17 protein-coding genes and 2 tRNA genes are annotated in these 19,994 nt (G+C 51.7%); 18 read left to right on the top strand and 1 reads right to left on the bottom strand.

What is annotated here, in order from left to right; translation table 11 throughout:
- Positions 1 to 20 precede the first annotated feature (20 nt).
- From folP to AACU55_RS25605, 15 genes are all read left to right on the top strand, one after another.
- Complete coding sequence (gene folP, locus AACU55_RS25670; RefSeq protein WP_134706415.1) at positions 21 to 860, top strand: dihydropteroate synthase; 840 nt, start codon at positions 21 to 23, stop codon at positions 858 to 860.
- Between the two features lie 2 nt (positions 861 to 862).
- On the top strand, positions 863 to 2,203 hold the full coding sequence (gene glmM, locus AACU55_RS25665; RefSeq protein WP_134706413.1) for a phosphoglucosamine mutase: 1,341 nt from the start codon (positions 863 to 865) through the stop codon (positions 2,201 to 2,203).
- Between the two features lie 235 nt (positions 2,204 to 2,438).
- Positions 2,439 to 2,774 carry a preprotein translocase subunit SecG gene (gene secG / locus AACU55_RS25660; protein WP_013573818.1) on the top strand — a complete coding sequence of 112 codons (336 nt, stop codon included), beginning with the start codon at positions 2,439 to 2,441 and terminating at the stop codon, positions 2,772 to 2,774.
- An 84-nt stretch (positions 2,775 to 2,858) separates the two neighbouring features.
- Positions 2,859 to 2,945, top strand: a tRNA-Leu gene (locus tag AACU55_RS25655).
- 59 nt (positions 2,946 to 3,004) lie between these two features.
- Positions 3,005 to 3,081: transfer RNA gene (locus AACU55_RS25650), tRNA-Met, on the top strand.
- Positions 3,082 to 3,297: 216 nt separating this feature from the next.
- The gene (rimP, locus tag AACU55_RS25645; RefSeq protein WP_014411570.1) at positions 3,298 to 3,750 is read left to right on the top strand and encodes a ribosome maturation factor RimP; all 453 of its coding nucleotides are present in this window, start codon (positions 3,298 to 3,300) and stop codon (positions 3,748 to 3,750) included.
- A 23-nt stretch (positions 3,751 to 3,773) separates the two neighbouring features.
- Positions 3,774 to 5,282: a transcription termination factor NusA gene (gene nusA / locus AACU55_RS25640; RefSeq protein WP_013573819.1), complete on the top strand. Its 1,509-nt coding sequence runs from the start codon at positions 3,774 to 3,776 to the stop codon at positions 5,280 to 5,282.
- Positions 5,283 to 5,306: 24 nt separating this feature from the next.
- Positions 5,307 to 8,000, top strand: a complete 2,694-nt coding sequence (gene infB, locus AACU55_RS25635) for a translation initiation factor IF-2 (RefSeq protein ID WP_013573820.1) — start codon at positions 5,307 to 5,309, stop codon at positions 7,998 to 8,000.
- Between the two features lie 78 nt (positions 8,001 to 8,078).
- Positions 8,079 to 8,492, top strand: a complete 414-nt coding sequence (rbfA, locus tag AACU55_RS25630) for a 30S ribosome-binding factor RbfA (protein WP_014333704.1) — start codon at positions 8,079 to 8,081, stop codon at positions 8,490 to 8,492.
- Positions 8,492 to 9,436, top strand: a complete 945-nt coding sequence (gene truB, locus AACU55_RS25625) for a tRNA pseudouridine(55) synthase TruB (protein ID WP_013573822.1) — start codon at positions 8,492 to 8,494, stop codon at positions 9,434 to 9,436. Before rbfA ends, truB begins: the two co-directional genes overlap by 1 nt.
- 122 nt (positions 9,437 to 9,558) lie before the next feature.
- Positions 9,559 to 9,828 (top strand): 30S ribosomal protein S15, encoded by a 270-nt coding sequence (gene rpsO, locus AACU55_RS25620; protein WP_013573823.1) that lies wholly within the window; start codon positions 9,559 to 9,561, stop codon positions 9,826 to 9,828.
- A 273-nt stretch (positions 9,829 to 10,101) separates the two neighbouring features.
- On the top strand, positions 10,102 to 12,225 hold the full coding sequence (pnp, locus tag AACU55_RS25615) for a polyribonucleotide nucleotidyltransferase (protein WP_134706411.1): 2,124 nt from the start codon (positions 10,102 to 10,104) through the stop codon (positions 12,223 to 12,225).
- Between the two features lie 129 nt (positions 12,226 to 12,354).
- Positions 12,355 to 13,239: a lipoprotein NlpI gene (gene nlpI / locus AACU55_RS25610; protein WP_014333708.1), complete on the top strand. Its 885-nt coding sequence runs from the start codon at positions 12,355 to 12,357 to the stop codon at positions 13,237 to 13,239.
- A gap of 114 nt (positions 13,240 to 13,353) precedes the next feature.
- Entirely contained in the window at positions 13,354 to 13,434 is an 81-nt protein-coding gene (yrbN, locus tag AACU55_RS25805; RefSeq protein ID WP_096335046.1) for a protein YrbN, read from the top strand.
- A complete protein-coding gene (locus tag AACU55_RS25605; RefSeq protein ID WP_134706409.1) occupies positions 13,424 to 15,346 on the top strand; it encodes a DEAD/DEAH family ATP-dependent RNA helicase in 1,923 nt (640 codons plus the stop codon). Before yrbN ends, AACU55_RS25605 begins: the two co-directional genes overlap by 11 nt.
- A gap of 87 nt (positions 15,347 to 15,433) precedes the next feature.
- On the opposite strand, the gene AACU55_RS25600 is transcribed toward AACU55_RS25605, so the two are convergent.
- Complete coding sequence (locus AACU55_RS25600) at positions 15,434 to 16,459, bottom strand: luciferase-like monooxygenase (protein ID WP_121020150.1); 1,026 nt, start codon at positions 16,457 to 16,459, stop codon at positions 15,434 to 15,436.
- Between the two features lie 217 nt (positions 16,460 to 16,676).
- Between AACU55_RS25600 and AACU55_RS25595 the strand changes: the two genes are divergently transcribed.
- Genes AACU55_RS25595 through AACU55_RS25585 form a run of 3 tightly spaced genes read left to right on the top strand, consistent with a single transcriptional unit; the run spans position 16,677 to position 19,980 of the window.
- Positions 16,677 to 17,651, top strand: a complete 975-nt coding sequence (locus AACU55_RS25595; protein WP_037034231.1) for an HlyD family secretion protein — start codon at positions 16,677 to 16,679, stop codon at positions 17,649 to 17,651.
- A complete protein-coding gene (locus AACU55_RS25590) occupies positions 17,648 to 18,820 on the top strand; it encodes an ABC transporter permease (protein ID WP_134706407.1) in 1,173 nt (390 codons plus the stop codon). Before AACU55_RS25595 ends, AACU55_RS25590 begins: the two co-directional genes overlap by 4 nt.
- A complete protein-coding gene (locus tag AACU55_RS25585) occupies positions 18,817 to 19,980 on the top strand; it encodes an ABC transporter permease (protein WP_013573830.1) in 1,164 nt (387 codons plus the stop codon). Before AACU55_RS25590 ends, AACU55_RS25585 begins: the two co-directional genes overlap by 4 nt.
- Positions 19,981 to 19,994 lie beyond the last annotated feature (14 nt).

The following is a 19,994-nucleotide window of genomic DNA, read 5'->3' as shown; positions in this document are numbered from 1 at the left end:
GATCAGAAGGGACGTGATTTATGCACCTCACAGCCAGAGAGTCCAGATTGGATCTCACTTTCCCCCAGGTTATGGGGATCCTGAACGTTACCCCCGACTCATTTTCCGATGGCGGGCGACATAACACGCTTGATCTTGCTCTCAGACATGCTCAGGCAATGGTTGATGCAGGCGCGACAATTCTCGACATCGGTGGTGAATCGACCCGCCCTGGTGCAGCAGAAGTCAGCGAAGATGAGGAACTGGCCCGTGTGGTGCCGGTAGTCGAAGCTATTGCGCGGCGTTTTGATGTCTGGATCTCCGTGGATACCTCAAAAGCCGCCGTGATCCGTGAAGCGGCAAATGCGGGCATGCATCTGATCAACGATATCCGTTCACTTCAGGAGCCCGGTGCGCTACAGGCTGCGGCCGAAACGGGTTTACCTGTTTGTCTGATGCATATGCAGGGTGACCCCAAAACGATGCAGCATGCCCCGCATTACGACAATGTCGTTGCGCAGGTGGATCAGTATTTTTTTGAGCAAATTGCCCGTTGTGTTAAAGCCGGCATTGCGAAAGAAAAATTGTTGCTCGATCCGGGCTTCGGTTTCGGTAAAAATTTGGAGCATAACTATCAGTTGCTCGCACGGTTGGCTGATTTTCATCACTTTGGCATGCCATTGTTAGTGGGGATGTCGAGGAAATCCATGGTGGGGCAACTTCTGCATGTTTCTCCTGAGAAACGGGTTACCGGAAGTGTTGCTTGTGCTGTGATCGCTGCCATGCAAGGTGCTAAGATCGTGCGTGTACATGATGTAAAAGAAACCGTTGAAGCGATGCGTATCGTGGAAGCGACACTTTCTGCAAGGGATAAAAACTAATTATGAGCAACCGTAAATACTTTGGGACAGATGGCATCCGCGGAAAAGTGGGCGATACCCCGATTACCCCTGATTTTGTTCTGAAACTAGGCTGGGCGGCTGGCAAAGTATTAGCACGCCACGGTTCGCGTAAAGTGATCATCGGTAAAGATACCCGCATTTCGGGTTATATGCTGGAATCAGCGTTAGAGGCAGGGCTTGCTGCTGCAGGTTTATCGGCTTCTTTCACCGGCCCGATGCCAACGCCTGCCGTGGCTTACCTGACACGTACTTTCCGTGCAGAAGCGGGCATCGTTATTTCAGCCTCGCATAATCCTTACTACGATAACGGCATTAAGTTTTTCACAATCGACGGGACTAAATTACCTGACGAAGTGGAAGAGGCGATTGAAGCTGAGCTTGAAAAACCACTGACATGTGTTGAATCTGCCGAACTGGGTAAAGCCAGCCGCATCGTGGATGCCGCCGGTCGTTACATCGAATTCTGTAAAGGCACATTCCCGACAGAACTGAGTCTGAACGGTCTGAAAATTGTGGTCGACTGTGCCAACGGCGCTACTTATCACATTGCACCTAGCGTTTTGCGCGAATTGGGGGCAAAAGTCATCGCTATCGGCTGTGAGCCGGATGGGATGAACATCAACGAAGAGTGCGGCGCAACGGATGTCCGTCAGTTGCAGCAGCGTGTTCTGGCTGAAAAAGCAGATGTCGGGCTGGCTTTTGACGGCGATGGTGATCGCCTGATCATGGTTGATCACGAAGGCAATAAAGTTGATGGCGACCAAATCCTCTACATCATTGCGCGTGAAGGGCTTCGTCAGGGCCAGTTGAAAGGCGGTGCTGTCGGCACGCTGATGAGCAATATGGGCCTCGAGCTGGCCTTAAAGCAACTGGGCATTCCCTTTACCCGTGCGAAAGTAGGTGATCGCTACGTACTGGAAAAAATGCAGGAAAAAGGTTGGCGGATCGGGGCTGAGAACTCAGGCCATATCATTTTGCTGGATAAAACCACTACCGGTGATGGCATTGTGGCAGGTTTGCAAGTGCTTACCGCGATGGTGCGCAATCATATGAGCTTGCATGACCTGTGCAGCGGCATGAAATTGCTTCCGCAGATCCTGATCAACGTCCGTTTTGCTGGTGAACATGATCCGCTGGAATCCGATGAGGTTAAGCAGGTCACGGCTGAAGTTGAAAAGCAGTTAGCGGGCCGCGGTCGGGTGCTGTTGCGTAAATCAGGTACCGAACCTCTGCTGCGCGTAATGGTCGAAGGGGAAGATGCCGAACTGGTGGAAAAACTGGCCAACCGTATTGCGGATGCCGTCAAAGCGGTCAAAGCGTAAGCCGATAAAAAACGGTAAATTTTCGGTGAGTTTCTCGCTGCCGGACCTCCTGGCAGCATGTTTTATCCCGATTTGCCGTTTTTTTCCGCAAACGAACAGTTTGATGAAAATTGCCCTTGCACGGTAATACGGCTTTGGTTAGTATTCACACCCGCTTCAGTGGGTCCTTTGATGACCTGCTAAATGGTGAGAAGCAATTGGCATGCGGTGAACCCGCGAGGATACAGGTACTACTATGTACGACGCTCTTCTGGTGATTTTCCTTATCGTAGCAATTGGGCTTATCGCTCTGGTTATGCTGCAACAAGGTAAAGGCGCTGATATGGGAGCCTCTTTCGGGGCAGGTGCTTCTGGCACATTGTTCGGTTCGAGTGGTTCCGGTAACTTCATGACCCGCATGACCGGCGTTTTGGCAGCATTGTTCTTTATCATTAGTTTGATTCTCGGGAACATGAGCACCAATAAAGGCCAAAAAGGCAGTGAGTGGGAAAACCTGAGTCAGCCAGCTAAAACTGAGCAGACGACTGCACCGGCAGCTCCAGCAGCGCCTAACAGTGACGTTCCTCACTAAGCAGTAAACTTCTTATCAAAGAAGCTAAGTTTTCAAACAGTGGCTTATGCTTGGACAGTATAAGCGATTGTGAAAAAAAAGAGTGCCGAGGTGGTGGAATTGGTAGACACGCTACCTTGAGGTGGTAGTGCCCGAATGGGCTTACGGGTTCAAGTCCCGTCCTCGGTACCAATCTTTATGATAATTTGCTTTTTAGCGGTTATCGGCGTAGTATTTGCCACGTTTTCGGACGCGGGGTGGAGCAGCCTGGTAGCTCGTCGGGCTCATAACCCGAAGGTCGTCGGTTCAAATCCGGCCCCCGCAACCACTTTCCCTAAGTGTTTATTTCAAATAGACTTTCAGTATCTTCCTGTGATGTTCTGCAGCTTCAATTTGAAAACAACACTTCGCGAAAGTTGTACCGAAGCCGCTATGCGGCGAATAGGGTCCAGTTGCATAAAGCCCCGATTTATCGGGGTTTTTTGTTATTTGGCAACAGAATCACTGGGCTATTTAGCCCTTTTTTTATGTCTTGGGGGTGGGCTTGTCCACATTAGAACAAAAATTAACAGAGCTGATTACAGCACCAGTCGAGGCACTTGGCTTTGAGCTGGTGGGCATCGAGTTCGTTCGGGCTCGCCAATCGACGTTGCGCATCTATATTGATAGTGACGCCGGGATCAATGTTGATGATTGTGCTGATGTCAGCCACCAGGTGAGCGCTGTGCTGGACGTTGAAGATCCAGTCACTGTCGCCTACAACCTGGAAGTTTCCTCTCCAGGCCTTGATCGTCCTATGTTCACCGCTGAACATTATCAACGTTTTCTTGGCGATGAAGTCAGTGTTGTTTTGCGCATGGCAGTGCAAAACCGCCGCAAATGGCAAGGCATCATTAAAGCTGTCGAAGGCGAGATGATCACGGTGACAGTGGAAGGGAAAGATGAAGTGTTCGCACTGAGCAACATCCAGAAAGCGAACCTGGTACCCCACTTTTAAAGAGTTTGGAAGAGGCAACTAGGATGAACAAAGAGATTCTGGCTGTTGTAGAAGCAGTTTCTAATGAAAAATCCCTCCCGCGCGAGAAGATTTTTGAAGCGCTGGAAATTGCATTATCAACGGCGACCAAGAAAAAATACGAGCAGGAAATCGAAGTCCGCGTCAGCATTGACCGCAAAACAGGCGACTTCGATACTTTCCGTCGCTGGGTAGCAGTCAACGAAGTGACTCAGCCGACCCGTGAAATCACCCTCGAAGCTGCACAATACGAAGATCCGTCAATCGACCTCGGCGGATATATTGAAGATCAAATTGAGTCGGTCACTTTCGACCGCATCACTACGCAGACTGCTAAACAAGTTATCGTACAGAAGGTACGTGAAGCAGAACGCGCGATGGTGGTTGATCAGTTCCGTGAGCAGCAAGGTGAAATTGTTACTGGCGTCGTTAAGAAAGTTAACCGTGACAGTATTGCGCTGGATTTAGGCAGCAACGCTGAAGCTGTTATCCTGCGAGAAGACATGCTTCCTCGTGAAAACTTCCGCTCCGGCGACCGTATTCGTGGGGTGCTGTATGATGTTCGCCCTGAAGCACGTGGTGCTCAGCTGTTCGTCAGCCGTTCACGAAACGAGATGCTGATTGAACTGTTCCGCATCGAAGTGCCGGAAATTGGCGAAGAACTGATCGAAATTAAAGCGGCAGCTCGTGATCCGGGTTCCCGTGCAAAAATCGCTGTAAAAACTAACGACAAACGTATCGACCCGGTCGGTGCTTGTGTCGGCATGCGTGGTGCACGCGTTCAGGCCGTTTCCAGTGAACTGGGCGGTGAACGCATTGATATCATCCTTTGGGATGACAATCCTGCGCAATTTGTTATCAACGCAATGGCACCGGCAGACGTCGCTTCCATCGTAGTTGATGAAGATAAATGCACCATGGATATCGCCGTTGAAGCCAGCAATCTGGCACAGGCGATTGGCCGCAATGGCCAGAACGTGCGTTTGGCCTCCCAATTGTTGAAACAGCATCGTGGTGATGACAAGTGGGAACTGAACGTGATGACAGCAGACGACCTGCAAGCCAAACATCAGGCTGAGGCACACGCTGCGATTGATACCTTTACCAAATATCTGGCCATCGATGAAGATTTCGCCACGGTTCTGGTTGAAGAAGGTTTCTCTACGCTTGAAGAACTGGCTTACGTGCCAGTTAACGAACTACTTGAAATCGACGGCCTGGATGAAGACACCGTGGATGCGCTGCGCGAACGTGCGAAAGAAGCGCTGACCACACTGGCTTTAGCTCAGGAAGAAAGTCTCGGTGACAAAAAGCCTGCTGACGATCTGCTTAATCTGGCGGGTCTGGAACGTAGCATGGCATTTAAACTGGCTGCACAAGGGGTTTGTACGCTGGAAGATCTTGCCGAGCAGGGTGTCGACGATCTGGCTGATATTGAAGGTCTTACTGACGAGCAGGCTGGTGAACTTATCATGGCCGCGCGCAATATCTGCTGGTTTGGCGACAACGCGTAATAAACTGTAGCAGGAAGGAACAGCATGACAGATGTAACTGTAAAATCGCTGGCGGCAGAGATTCAGACTCCGGTAGATCGCCTGGTACAGCAATTTGCTGATGCAGGGATCTCGAAGTCCGAAGCTGACTCTGTGACCCAGCAAGAAAAAGAAACTTTATTGTCGCATCTGAATGGTGGAAATTCAGGTGCGTCAAACAAACTGACGTTACAACGCAAAACGCGTAGTACACTGAATATTCCGAGCACCGGCGGGAAGAGTAAATCGGTGCAAATCGAGGTCCGCAAGAAACGCACTTATGTTAAACGTGATATGACCGAGGCAGAACTTGCCCAGGCCGAAGCGGAAGAGCAGGCGAAGCGTGACGCGGAAGAACAGGCACAGCGTGCAGCAGCGGAGCAAGCCCAGCGCGAAGCTCAGGAAAAAGCCAAACGCGCCGCCGAAGAGCAAGCTAAACGTGAGGCCGCTGATAAAGCTAAGCGTGATGCAGCGGAAAAAGATAAAGTGACCAACCAAAATACCGATGAAGTAACTAAACCAGCTCAGGCAGAGAAAGCACGCCGTGAAGCTGAAGCCGCAGAGCTGAAACGCAAAACGGAAGAAGAAGCCCAGCGTAAGATTGAAGAAAACGCCAAGCGCATCGCAGAAGAGGCCCGTAAAATGGCTGACTCTGGTGTCTGGACTGAAGCTACTGCACCAAGCGAATCAGAATCTGCTGACTATCATGTCACCACTTCTACCCATGCTCGTGCTGCTGAAGACGAAAATGACGCCAAAGTTGAAGGCGAACGTCGCAGCCGTACTCGCGGTGGCAAAGCAACCAAACAGAAAAAAGGCAACAAGCTGTCCGAATCTAAAGCGGATCGCGAAGAAGCCCGTGCTGTTGGCCGTAACGGTAAAGGTAAGCGTAAGCCAAGTACCTTACAGCAGAGCTTTAACAAGCCTGTTGTTGCCGTGAACCGTGATGTTGTAGTGGGTGAAACCATTACTGTTGCTGAGCTGGCAAACAAAATGGCAGTTAAAGGTTCTCAGGTCATCAAAACCATGATGAAACTGGGCGCCATGGCCACCATCAACCAGGTCATTGATCAGGAAACTGCTCAACTGGTTGCAGAAGAAATGGGTCATAAAGTTATCCTGCGTCGTGAGAACGAGCTGGAAGAAGCGCTGATGAGCGATCGTGACACGGGTGCTTCTGCAGCCGCTGAGCCACGCGCTCCGGTTGTGACCATCATGGGCCACGTTGACCACGGTAAAACCTCATTGCTTGACTACATTCGTTCAACGAAAGTGGCAGCAGGCGAGGCCGGTGGTATTACCCAGCATATCGGTGCTTACCACGTAGAAACCGAAAACGGCATGATCACCTTCCTGGATACTCCGGGACACGCCGCGTTTACCTCAATGCGTGCTCGTGGTGCTCAGGCAACGGATATCGTTGTACTGGTTGTTTCTGCAGATGATGGCGTGATGCCACAAACCATCGAGGCCGTACAGCATGCGAAAGCTGCTGGCGTGCCAATCGTGGTTGCAGTGAACAAAATTGATAAGCCAGATGCTGATCCGGACCGTGTTCGTACCGAACTGTCTCAATACGGCGTTATGCCGGAAGAGTGGGGCGGCGAATCTCAGTTCATCCACGTTTCTGCAAAAGTCGGTACCGGTATTGACGATTTGCTGCAAGCTATCTTGCTGCAAGCCGAAGTTCTGGAACTGAAAGCAGTTCGCACCGGTATGGCAAGCGGCGTTGTGATCGAGTCCTTCCTGGACAAAGGTCGTGGCCCGGTTGCTACCGTACTGGTTCAGGAAGGTACGCTGAACAAAGGCGACATCATTCTGTGTGGCTTTGAATACGGCCGTGTCCGTGCGATGCGTGACGAAATGGGGCGTGATATTACGTCTGCGGGTCCTTCTATCCCTGTCGAAGTACTGGGTCTGTCCAGTGTACCGGCTGCGGGGGATGAAGTTACCGTTGTACGTGATGAGAAAAAAGCCCGTGAAGTTGCTCTGTATCGTCAGGGTAAATTCCGCGAAGTTAAACTGGCTCGCCAGCAGAAATCTAAACTGGAAAACATGTTTGCGAACATGACTGAAGGTGAAGTTTCTGAACTGAACATCGTTCTGAAGTCAGACGTTCAGGGTTCTTGTGAAGCGATTTCCGATGCATTGCAAAGCCTTTCTACTGACGAAGTTAAAGTTAAGATCGTCGGTATGGGTGTCGGTGGTATCACTGAAACTGATGCGACACTGGCCGCTGCTTCTAACGCGATCATTCTGGGCTTCAACGTCCGTGCAGATGCTTCTGCCCGCCGCGTCGTAGAAAGCGAAAGCCTGGATCTGCGTTACTACTCTGTCATCTATAACCTGATTGACGAAGTCAAACAGGCGATGAGCGGTATGTTGGCGCCAGAATACAAACAGCAAATCATCGGCCTGGCTGAAGTTCGTGACGTGTTCAAGTCACCTAAATTCGGTGCTATCGCAGGTTGTATGGTGACTGAAGGTATGATCAAGCGTAACAACCCAATCCGTGTACTGCGTGAAAACGTGGTGATCTACGAAGGCGAACTGGAATCCCTGCGTCGCTTCAAAGATGACGTTGCTGAAGTGCGTAACGGCATGGAATGTGGTATTGGCGTTAAGAACTACAACGATGTGCGTACTGGTGATGTGATCGAAGTCTTCGAAATCATCGAGATCAAACGTACTATCGCTTAACGTTTGCGAAGTAGCTGATATCCAGATGGGGGCCTTGCGCCCCCTTATTTATCTGGAGCAAGTGAGGAGAAAAGCATCATGGCAAAAGAATTTAGCCGTACTCAACGTGTCTCCCAGGAGATGCAAAAAGAAATCGCCATCATCTTACAGCGTGAAGTCAAAGACCCGCGCGTAGGCATGGCGACAGTTTCAGGCGTAGAAGTATCACGCGACCTGGCGTATGCCAAAGTGTTCGTCACCTTCCTGGACGTGCTGACGACTGACAATCACGATCCTGATCGTGTCAAAAATGGCATCAAAGCTTTGCAGGACGCGTCAGGTTTCATCCGTACCCTGATCGGTAAAGCGATGCGTTTACGTGTCGTACCAGAACTGACTTTCGCTTACGACAACTCTTTGGTTGAAGGTATGCGTATGTCCAATCTGGTGACCAATGTCGTGAAGAACGATGCTGAACGCCGTTCAGCTGCAGGCGATGACGAGGAAGCATAATGAGTCGCCCACGTCGCCGCGGCCGTGACATACACGGCGTTCTGCTACTGGACAAATCTTTAGGCTTGTCTTCTAACGATGCCCTGCAAAAGGTTAAACGCCTTTATAACGCTAACCGCGCAGGCCATACCGGTGCGCTCGATCCTTTAGCCACCGGTATGCTGCCGCTGTGCCTGGGTGAAGCGACCAAGTTTTCCCGGTTCCTGCTTGATTCTGACAAACGCTATCGCGTGATTGCCCGCATGGGACAACGTACGGATACGTCAGACGCCGAAGGTGCCATCATTTCCGAACGTGAAATGACTTTCACTCAGCAGCAACTGGACGACGCACTCGACAGTTTCCGCGGAGAAACTCAGCAAATTCCTTCCATGTATTCAGCATTGAAATATGAAGGGAAAAAACTGTACGAATATGCACGTCAGGGCATCGAAGTCCCGCGAGAATCACGCAGCATTACCGTGTATGAATTGCAGTTTATACGCTGGGAAGGCTTTGATGTTGAGCTGGAGATTCATTGCTCAAAAGGCACTTACATCCGCACGATTGTCGATGATCTTGGTGAGAAACTGGGCTGTGGTGCGCACGTGACTTATCTGCGTCGTTTGCAGGTGGCAACTTATCCTTCAGAGCGAATGGTCACTATGGAAAAACTCCATGAGCTGATCGCTCAGGCAGAAGAGCAGGGCATTGAGCCGCGCTTGCTGCTGGATCCTTTGTTGTTGCCGATGGATAGCGCATGTGAAGATTTCCCGGAAGTGAATCTGTTGCCTGTGGTGGCCGGATATGTCAAACAGGGTCAACCTGTTCAGGCATCTGGTGCGCCCGTCAGCGGTATGGTTCGCATCACTGAAGGCGAAGAACGTAAGTTTATCGGTGTAGGAGAAATTGATGATGATGGCCGCATTGCGCCACGTCGTCTGGTCGTTGAATACACCGACTAAGCGCTTTCTGCCCACCTTGCGATCATATATAGCAAAGGGTAGAATAGCGCAGCTTATGCATTGGGTTGCTGAATTAGAGATCGGCACCCGTTTAATTATCTATAATATTTTGGAGTAAGATTATGTCTCTAAGCGTTGAAGCTAAGGCTCAGATCGTTTCCGACTTCGGTCGCGGCACTAACGACAGTGGTTCTACCGAAGTTCAGGTTGCTCTGCTGACTGCTCAAATTAACCATCTGCAAGGTCACTTTGCAGAACACAAAAAAGATCACCACAGCCGTCGTGGTCTGCTGCGTATGGTTTCTCAGCGTCGTAAACTGCTGGACTACCTGAAGCGTAAAGATGTAGCGCGTTACACCGGCCTGATCGAACGTCTGGGTCTGCGTCGCTAATCAAGCGAGTTTCAGTGTAAAGGGGCCAATAGGCCCCTTTATTCTAGGAAGCTCAGCCAAATCAGGGTACTGTATGGCTGCGGTTTCTACTGTTATTCTAAGAACATGAACTTCCGTTACAGATGTTTTCGCGCGGCTAATGAGAGACTTTATTACCACATTGCCAGGTATATAAGGATTGTCATTAGTCGCGAGAATGTAGTGAGAAGCTCGGATATTTATCGGCGTGAACTGCTGTCATAACAGCTGCGCGTCATACAAAAGGACATTACATTGCTTAATCCGACTATTCGTAAATTCCAATACGGCCAGCACACCGTTACGCTGGAAACTGGCATGATGGCTCGTCAGGCAACTGCCGCTGTTATGGTTAGCATGGACGACACCGCGGTATTCGTTACCGTTGTTGGCCAGAAAAAAGCTAAACCAGGTCAGAGCTTCTTCCCGCTGACTGTTAACTATCAGGAGCGTACTTACGCTGCTGGTCGTATCCCGGGTAGCTTCTTCCGTCGCGAAGGCCGTCCAAGTGAAGGCGAAACACTGACTTCACGTCTGATTGACCGCCCGATTCGCCCGTTATTCCCGGACTCTTTCCTGAATGAAGTTCAGGTTATCGCGACGGTAGTTTCTCTGAACCCACAAGTTAACCCTGACATCGTTGCGATGATCGGTGCGTCTGCTGCCCTGAGCCTGTCTGGTATTCCATTCAATGGCCCGATCGGTGCTGCACGCGTTGGTTACATCAACGATCAGTATGTTCTGAACCCAACCGCAGATGAGCTGAAAACAAGCCGTCTGGACCTGGTTGTTGCCGGTACTCAGGGCGCGGTTCTGATGGTTGAGTCTGAAGCTGAAGTGCTGAGCGAAGATCAGATGCTGGGCGCAGTGGTATTCGGCCACGAACAACAACAAATCGTTATCGACAACATCAACTCACTGGTTGCTGAAGTTGGTAAGCCGAAATGGGACTGGCAGCCAGAAGCGGTTAACGCAGAGCTGCACGCTCGCGTCGCTGCCTTGTCTGAATCCCGTCTGGGTGATGCGTACCTGATCACCGAGAAACAAGAACGTTACAACCAGATTAATGTGATCAAAGCTGACGTTGTTCAGGCTCTGCAGGCTGAAGACGAATCCCTGGACGCTGGTGAAATCTCTGACATTCTGGGCAGCATCGAGAAGAATGTGGTTCGTAGCCGTGTGCTGCGTGGCGAGCCGCGTATTGATGGTCGCGAAAAAGACATGATCCGTGGTCTGGACGTGCGCACTGGCGTTCTGCCACGTACTCACGGTTCTGCTTTGTTCACCCGTGGTGAAACTCAGGCGCTGGTCACTGCCACTCTGGGTACTGCGCGTGATGCACAGAACCTGGATGAGCTGATGGGCGAGAAAACTGACAGCTTCCTGTTCCATTACAACTTCCCTCCGTACTCAGTAGGTGAAACTGGGATGGTGGGTTCGCCAAAACGTCGTGAGATTGGCCATGGCCGTCTTGCTAAGCGTGGCGTGCTGGCGATGATGCCAAAACCAGAAGACTTCCCGTACACCGTACGTGTGGTTTCTGAAATCACTGAATCCAACGGTTCATCTTCAATGGCTTCTGTTTGTGGCGCATCTCTGGCCCTGATGGACGCAGGTGTTCCGATTAAAGCCGCTGTTGCGGGTATCGCAATGGGTCTGGTTAAAGAAGGCGAAAGCTTTATCGTTCTGTCCGACATTCTGGGTGACGAAGATCATCTGGGCGACATGGACTTTAAAGTGGCCGGTAGCCGCGACGGTATCACCGCGCTGCAAATGGACATTAAAATCGAAGGTATCACCCGCGAAATCATGCAGGTGGCTCTGAATCAGGCTAAGGGTGCACGTCTGCACATTCTGGGCGTGATGGAACAAGCTATCAGCATTCCACGTGGCGATATCTCTCAGTTTGCTCCGCGTATCCACACCATCAAGATCAGCCCGGACAAAATCAAGGACGTGATCGGTAAAGGTGGTTCTGTGATTCGTGCGCTGACCGAAGAAACCGGCACCACGATCGAAATCGAAGATGACGGTACTGTGAAAATCGCAGCCACCGACGGCGAGAAAGCGAAATACGCTATTCGTCGTATCGAAGAGATCACTGCTGAAATCGAAGTTGGCCGTATCTATCAGGGTAAAGTGACCCGTATCGTAGACTTTGGCGCATTTGTTGCCATCGGCGGCGGTAAAGAAGGTCTGGTGCATATTTCTCAAATCGCTGACAAGCGTGTAGAGAAAGTGACTGATTACCTGCAGATGGGCCAGGAAGTTCCGGTTAAAGTTCTCGAAGTTGACCGTCAGGGTCGTGTGCGTCTGAGCATCAAAGAAGCTACCGCACCTTCTCAGGACGAAACAACTGAGCAACCTACAGCAGAATAATCTGTAACAGAAGTTTTACAGCTCCTTTCCATTTGGGAAGGAGCTGTTCGTCTCACGGACGCAGGACGCGTTTGTGTTAAGCAAGCGGATGACAGGATGTTCATCCAATGTTTGTCTCCGGGAGTAGAAATGAAGCCTTTCTTGCGCTGGTGTTATGTTGCGACAGCACTTATGTTGGCAGGATGCAGCAACCATGATTGGCGTAAAAATGAAGTTCTGGCGATTCCGTTGCAGCCGACGTTGCAGCAGGAAGTCATCCTGGCACGCATGGAACAAATACTTGCCAGTCGGTCATTAACCGATGATGAGAGAGCACAGCTATTATATGAACGCGGTGTGCTGTATGATAGTCTCGGGCTAAGAGCACTGGCGCGAAATGATTTTTCACAAGCGCTGTCTATTCGTCCTGATATGCCAGAAGTTTTTAACTACCTGGGGATTTACCTAACGCAGGCAGGCAATTTCGATGCTGCCTATGAAGCGTTTGATTCTGTACTAGAGCTTGATCCAACTTACAACTACGCGCGTTTGAACCGAGGTATCGCCCTGTATTACGGTGGCCGATTCTCGTTAGCGCAGGATGATCTGCAGGCGTTTTATCGAGACGATCCAAATGATCCCTTCCGTTCGTTATGGCTTTATCTTGCGGAGCGAGAAATCAATCCAAAGAATGCCGACGTAGCGCTTCAACAGCGTTATGACAAAGCGGACAGAGGGCAATGGGGATGGAATATCGTCGAATTCTACCTGGGCAAAATCAGCGAATCTACGCTGATGGAACGCCTCAAGGCAGAAGCAACGGATAACACTTCGCTCGCTGAGCATCTCAGTGAAACTGACTTCTATTTAGGTAAACATTACCTAAGTCTGGGGGACAAGAACAGCGCCGCGGCACTGTTCAAACTGACGGTAGCTAACAACGTCCATAACTTTGTTGAGCACCGCTATGCATTGTTGGAATTGGCGCTTTTGGGCCATGAGCAAGACGACCTATCAGAATCGGACCAGCAATAGCTGACGACACCAATCAGCCTTTTAATCATGGTATTTACCATTTTTAAGCGCCTTAACGGGCGAGGGTTGCTTTGTTCGTTTTATAATCTAATTTGAGCCGGTTCACACTTTTCAATGAAAATGACTGAAAATTTTCTCGACGAGTTATGTAGACTGGCTGCCATTATTAATGAGGCACGTGTACATGACTACTGAGTTTGAAACCTCTTTTGCTGACCTGGGGCTGTCTGCTCCGATCATTTCTGCCCTTACTGATTTGGGCTACGAAAAACCTTCACCAATCCAGGCTGAGTGTATTCCTCACCTGTTAAGTGGCCGCGACGTTCTGGGTATGGCTCAGACAGGTTCCGGTAAAACAGCCGCATTCTCTTTACCGCTGCTGCACAATATTGATGCTTCACTGAAAGCACCACAAATTCTTGTTCTGGCACCTACCCGCGAACTGGCGGTTCAGGTTGCTGAAGCAATGACTGATTTCTCTAAACACATGCATGGCGTGAATGTGGTTGCCCTTTATGGCGGCCAGCGCTATGACGTCCAGTTGCGCGCACTGCGTCAGGGACCACAAGTTGTTGTGGGTACACCGGGCCGCCTGCTGGACCACCTGAAACGCGGCACCCTGAACCTCTCTAACCTGAGTGGCCTGGTGCTGGACGAAGCTGATGAAATGCTGCGTATGGGCTTCATCGAAGACGTCGAAACTATCATGGCGCAGATCCCGGCTGAACATCAGACCGCGTTGTTCTCTGCAACTATGCCAGAAGCTATCCGTCGCATTACCCGTCGCTTCATGAAAGATCCTCAGGAAGTGCGTATCCAGTCAAGCGTGACCACGCGTCCTGACATCAGCCAGAGCTACTGGTCTGTCTACGGTCTGCGCAAAAACGAAGCGCTGGTGCGTTTCCTGGAAGCAGAAGATTTTGATGCGGCGATCATCTTCGTTCGTACCAAAAACGCAACGCTGGAAGTGGCTGAAGCGCTGGAACGCAGTGGCTACAGCAGTGCTGCACTGAACGGTGACATGAACCAGGCACTGCGCGAGCAGACTCTGGAACGTCTGAAAGATGGCCGTCTGGACATTTTGATCGCAACCGACGTGGCAGCACGTGGCCTCGATGTAGAACGTATCAGCCTGGTTGTTAACTACGACATCCCGATGGACTCAGAATCTTACGTTCACCGTATCGGTCGTACCGGTCGTGCTGGCCGTGCGGGTCGCGCACTGCTGTTCGTTGAGAACCGTGAACGTCGTTTGCTGCGTAACATTGAACGCACCATGAAGCTGACCATTCCAGAAGTTGAAATCCCAACTGCAGAAGTTCTGGGCGAACGTCGTCTGGCTAAGTTTGCAGCGAAAGTTCAGCAACAACTGGAAAGCAGCGATCTGGATCAATACCGTGCGCTGCTGGCGAAACTGCAACCTGCAGAAGAGCTGGACATTGAAACACTGGCGGCGGCACTGTTGAAAATGGCACAGGGCGAACGTCCTTTGATCGTTGCAGCGGATCCGGTCTTCAAAAGCCGTCCACCACGTCGTGAATTCGAAGAACGTGGTGACCGCGGTGATCGTGGCGATCGTCGTGACCGTCCGGTACGTAGCAATGATCGTCCTGCACGTGATGGCGACAGCCCACGTCGTGAGCGTCGTGACGCTGGCGAAATGGAACTGTATCGCATCGAAGTGGGTCGTGACGATGGCGTTGAAGTTCGTCACATCGTTGGCGCTATCGCTAACGAAGGCGACATCAGCAGCCGTTACATCGGTAACATCAAGCTGTTCGGTACGCACTCTACTATCGAATTGCCGAAAGGTATGCCGGGCGAGATCCTGTCTCACTTCACCCGTACACGTATCCTGAATAAACCGATGAACATGCAGTTGATCGGTGATGCGGTGCCACAGGCTCCACGTCGTGATCGTCCGGCCGGTGCTGGCGGTGAGCGTCGTGGTAACGGTGCTCCGCGTCCGTTCAACGGTGAACGTCGTGAAGGTGCCCGTGGTACTGGTGCTCCACGTACTTTCAGTGGTGACCGTCGTGAAGGCGCTTCAGCCGCAGGTGACCGTCGTCCGCCAAGCCGCGCACCACGTCGTACTTCTGACGCATAATCTGATTTCAGTTCGCTGATCTTAAGATAATAAAAAACCAGCCTTCATCAGGCTGGTTTTTTTTTCGTCTGCAATTTACGGGGCCGGTTAGCCAATACGCTGCGCTTTAACCAGTTCACCTTGAAGCTGTGAAACAATCTCGAATGAATGCAGGCGTGCCTGATGATCAAAAATCTGGCCGTTGATCATCAGTTCATCGGCTTCGGTTTCACGCAGAATATTTTGCAGACCCTGACGCACCGTTTCTTTATTGCCGACCACCGACATACGCAGCGCATTATCCACGCCAAAACGTTCCTGAGCGGACCATAAGCTTTCGATGTTATCGACCGGCGCAGGCAGTTTGCCCGGCATGCCGCGACGCAAATTGATGAACTGCTGCTGATTAGAGGTGAACATCCGGCGCGCTTCTTCATCCGTATCGGCAGCAATGGCATTGATACAGACCATTGCGTGCGGTTTCTCAAGCTGCGCGGAAGGCTGGAACTTGCTGCGGTAAATCGCTAACGCCTGATACAGCATGTCTGGTGCGAAATGTGAGGCGAAGGCAAATGGCAGGCCGAGGGCCGCCGCCAGTTGAGCGCTGTACAGGCTGGAGCCGAGTAACCAGATCGGCACATGCAAACCCTGGCCGGGCACGGCCTGAACCGGCTGCTGAGGCTGAACATCACCGAAGTACATCTGCAATTCCTGCACATCCTGCGGGAAGTTATCGATTTCACCGGAAAGATGGCGGCGCAGGGCAATCATGGTGCGCTGATCGGTACCCGGCGCACGGCCCAGCCCCAGATCCACACGGTTCGGATAGAGCGTGGCGAGCGTACCGAACTGTTCTGCAATCACCAGCGGTGAGTGGTTTGGTAGCATCACGCCGCCGGAACCCACACGAATCGTTTTCGTCCCACCCGCGATATACCCCAGCAGCACAGAGGTTGCCGCACTGGCGATGCCGGTCATATTGTGGTGCTCTGCCATCCAGTAACGCTGGTAGCCCCATTTCTCGGCATGCTGTGCCAGTTCCAGTGAACACTGGAATGCGCGGGCAGGATCCGCGCCTTGCGGAACCGGTGCCAGATCGAGAACGGAAAGGGGAACGGTGTTTTTATCAGACATAATCGCAGCTCACTCTTAATGGAGGTGAGGGGAGAAAGTATTCACTCCGCTCATAATTAGAACGAGTATTACCCAATGCTGACGTATTGAATACGGCATTTGTGCTCTTAAATGCCGTTTAAACATCCTAAAATCAGATTGAAATAACTTAAACTATCATTTCAGCCAATATGTTGTTTTGTGTTAAAAACGGGCAAACAAAAAGGGTGTCGCACCGATGAGTAAACGAATTTTATTGACCCTCCTGCTGGTCGCCGTTGCGGTTTCTCTGGCGGTGCTGTTTCGGGCGCACAATCAGGATCTCTTGTTACAGGGCGAAGTTGACGCGCCGGAAGTGATTGTGGCGTCGAAAGCTAAGGGCCGCGTCATAGAACGCCATGTGGAACGCGGCGACGATGTCAAAGCCGGGCAGCTATTGATCACCCTCGACAGCCCCGAGCTGATGGCGCAGTTGCGCGCGGCCGAAGCGGCGCGCGATCAGGCAAAAGCCCAGCTTGATCTTTCCGTTAACGGCACCCGTGAAGAAAGTATCCGTAACCTGAAAGCCACGCTGGCGCAGTCGCAGGCGGAATACATTAATGCACGTGATCTTTATAACCGTAATGCCAAAGTGGCGACTAAAGGCTTTATTTCTGCTTCTGATTTAGAAGATTCCCGCCGTGCCCGCGACAGTGCTTATCAGCAGGTATTAGTCGCCAAAGCTAATCTGGATGAAGGCGTCAACGGCGACCGCGTTGAGCAACGTGAAAGCTATGCCGCCCAGTTGCGTCAGGCGGAAGAAGATCTGCTGGAAGTGAAAGCGCAAACCGATGATTTGCAGGTTAAAGCACCGGTTGATGGTGAAGTCGGGCCAGTTCCCGTGGAAGTCGGCGAGCTGCAAAATGCCTCGAGTCCGTTACTGACGTTAGTTCGTCTGCCTGATGCGTATTTCGTGTTTAACCTGCGGGAAGATATTCTGGCGGGCGTGCGTAAAGGCGATAAAGTCCAGATGCGCGTTCCGGCGCTGAATAACCAGATGATCGAAGCTGAAGTGCGCTACATTGCACCGCTCGGCGATTATGCGACCAAACGTGCCACGCGTGCGACCGGCGACTTTGATTTAAAAACCTTTGAAGTGCGTCTGTACCCTGCGAAACCGGTGCCCGGATTACGACAGGGCATGAGCGCGTTGTGGCAATGGAAAGCTAAGTGAGACCGGTCAAAGCGCCGCGCAGTGAAAGGGTAAAAGCCGCATGGCGCTGTTTCAGTCGGGCTTTTACCCGCGAGACCCGGCACGCTTTCCGCAAGCCGGTGATTCACTGGTTGTGCTGGATTTTCCCTTTGCTGCTTTTCGGGCTCATCAGCAGCAACTTTTCGGAAGGCACTTTGCTGGATTTACCGGTTTCTGTGGTCGACAACGATCACAGCCCGCTGTCCAAAACGCTGATCCGTAAACTGGACGCCGGTTCCCATGCGCACGTGCAGGCTTTCGAAGGCGGCTTACCGGAAGCGGAATACCGTCTGCGTACCGCGCAGGATTACGCGCTTTTGTATATTCCCAACGACTTCGAAGCCGACGTGCTGGCTGGAAAACAGCCCAGTGCGGTGCTCTATTACAACGCTTTATTCTATGGTGCCGGACTGTACTCCACTCAGGATTTCAGCGGACTGATCACCGAACTTAACACCCGTTACCGTTCAATCATTGCGACAGAAATGGGCAAAACGCTGCCGTCGCTGGCAAGCGTCGATGTCTCTTATGGCAGCTTATTTAACGCCAGCGGCAGCTACATCTATTACCAGCAATTTGCCGCGACCATTCACCTGCTGCAATTGTTTACAGTAACCTGCATGATCTACGTGATGGCGCGCAGTCAGGCCTTACTCAGCGCGCCTTCTTTCACTCTGGCATTGCTCGGCAAACTCGCACCGTATACGTTGTGTTTCACCACTTTGCTGATGGTGGAAATCGCTATGCTGGTCGGGTTCTTTGACGCACGTGTCAGCGGTAATCCCTTATATATGCTGCTGATCGGTTTTTTCTATGTGATCGCCGCACAAAGCCTTGGATTGCTGCTTTTCACCTTCACCAAAACCACGATCACGGCTTACACCATGATGGGGATTTTCGTCAGTATCGCGCTGACATTCTCGGGAATGGCGGTACCGGTACTGTCGATGCCACTGCCCGCCCGTATTATCTCCGGCATCGAACCCCTGAGTTACGCACTGGCCGCCATGTTTGACGTTTTCCTGCGCGAAGTGTCGGTGCGCGGCATCCTGATGGTGTGCTGCATCCTGCTGGTCTATCCGCTGCTGACCAGTTTGCTGGTACGTAAACGCCTGTATATGCGGATGAAACAACAGGAGCCAGGACAATGACCGGTCGCGAATGGGTTAAAACCTGGTGGAAAACCTTCGGTAAAGTGCTCACCGGTTTGCTCGATAAACCGATGTGGATGATGTTGCTGCTTTCACTGTGCGTGATGAGTCTGGTGTATGCCAACCGTACGGTGTGGGATTTGCCCGTCGCGGTGATCGACCAGGATCACAGCACCGCCAGTCGCATGCTGGCCCGTCAGCTTGATGCGGGATCGAAAATTGCCACTGTCGCTTATGACAATCTGGCGGAAGCGGAACACGATCTGGCGCTGCGAAAACTGTTCGCGGTGATCATCATGCCGGTCGATCTGGAGAAGAAGATCCTCGCCGGACAAAACATCGTGATCCCGGTGTACGGCGATGCGACTAACCGGCTGGCAAACGGGCAAATCCAGCAGGATGTGCTCGCGGCGTATCAGTCGATCCTCACGCAGTACAATACGGATTTGCTGCTCAGTAACGGTTTCAGTGAGCGTCAGGCCAGCGTGGTGCTTTCGCCGATCCTCGGCCAGTCGCTTGACGTGTTTAACCCCGGCATCAGTTTTGCCGCGATTATTTTCCCCGGCTTGCTGGTGATGTTATTGCAGCACTCGCTGCTGATCGCCAGCGTGCGTGTCAGTATTGTGCTCAATAGCGGGCCTGCCGGGAAACCTTCGATCCCGGCTTTTCTGGGGGGGATTTCAGCGCTGATCCCGGTCTGGCTGTTTCTGTCGATCGTATTGTTTGTGCTGTGGCCGTGGGTATTGGGTTACCGGCAAACGGCCACCATTCCTGAAATTTTGCTGCTGACCTTCCCGTTCCTGCTGGCGGTTCTGGGCTTAGGAAAACTGGTGACGGAATGCCTGCGCAGCGTGGAGCTGATTTACCTGACGCTGGCCTTCCTGACTACGCCAGTGTTCTATATTTCCGGTACCATCTGGCCGTTGCAGGCGATGCCCGCGTGGGTTCGGGCCATTTCTTCGATGCTCCCTTCAACGTGGGCGACTAAAGCGATTGCCGGTGTGAATCAGATGGGATTGCCGTTTAAAGACGTTGGTGGCGACATTATGATGCTGCTGATCCTCTGCGTGTTTTACACATTCATCGGCATTGCTGTGGGCATGCTGCGCGATGGTGTCCGGCTGCGCGCGATGTTTCGGCCGAAGCATCCCCGCGCATAAAAAAAAGGGATATG

Origin of the sequence: Rahnella sp. CJA17(1/100) (genome assembly GCF_963881615.1) — a bacterium.
Taxonomy (GTDB): domain Bacteria; phylum Pseudomonadota; class Gammaproteobacteria; order Enterobacterales; family Enterobacteriaceae; genus Rahnella; species Rahnella aceris.
This window is presented reverse-complemented; position numbering and strand designations above follow the sequence as displayed.

What these genes read in the sequence shown, in the direction of transcription:
- AACU55_RS25605 (WP_134706409.1), top strand. Translation starts at nt 13,424, where the DNA reads ATGACTACTGAGTTTGAAACCTCTTTTGCTGACCTGGGGCTGTCTGCT.
- folP (WP_134706415.1), top strand. Translation starts at nt 21, where the DNA reads ATGCACCTCACAGCCAGAGAGTCCAGATTGGATCTCACTTTCCCCCAG.
- AACU55_RS25595 (WP_037034231.1), top strand. Translation starts at nt 16,677, where the DNA reads ATGAGTAAACGAATTTTATTGACCCTCCTGCTGGTCGCCGTTGCGGTT.
- rpsO (WP_013573823.1), top strand. Translation starts at nt 9,559, where the DNA reads ATGTCTCTAAGCGTTGAAGCTAAGGCTCAGATCGTTTCCGACTTCGGT.
- AACU55_RS25585 (WP_013573830.1), top strand. Translation starts at nt 18,817, where the DNA reads ATGACCGGTCGCGAATGGGTTAAAACCTGGTGGAAAACCTTCGGTAAA.
- glmM (WP_134706413.1), top strand. Translation starts at nt 863, where the DNA reads ATGAGCAACCGTAAATACTTTGGGACAGATGGCATCCGCGGAAAAGTG.
- nlpI (WP_014333708.1), top strand. Translation starts at nt 12,355, where the DNA reads ATGAAGCCTTTCTTGCGCTGGTGTTATGTTGCGACAGCACTTATGTTG.
- rbfA (WP_014333704.1), top strand. Translation starts at nt 8,079, where the DNA reads ATGGCAAAAGAATTTAGCCGTACTCAACGTGTCTCCCAGGAGATGCAA.
- truB (WP_013573822.1), top strand. Translation starts at nt 8,492, where the DNA reads ATGAGTCGCCCACGTCGCCGCGGCCGTGACATACACGGCGTTCTGCTA.
- nusA (WP_013573819.1), top strand. Translation starts at nt 3,774, where the DNA reads ATGAACAAAGAGATTCTGGCTGTTGTAGAAGCAGTTTCTAATGAAAAA.
- AACU55_RS25600 (WP_121020150.1), bottom strand. Translation starts at nt 16,459, where the DNA reads ATGTCTGATAAAAACACCGTTCCCCTTTCCGTTCTCGATCTGGCACCG.
- infB (WP_013573820.1), top strand. Translation starts at nt 5,307, where the DNA reads ATGACAGATGTAACTGTAAAATCGCTGGCGGCAGAGATTCAGACTCCG.
- yrbN (WP_096335046.1), top strand. Translation starts at nt 13,354, where the DNA reads ATGAAAATGACTGAAAATTTTCTCGACGAGTTATGTAGACTGGCTGCC.
- secG (WP_013573818.1), top strand. Translation starts at nt 2,439, where the DNA reads ATGTACGACGCTCTTCTGGTGATTTTCCTTATCGTAGCAATTGGGCTT.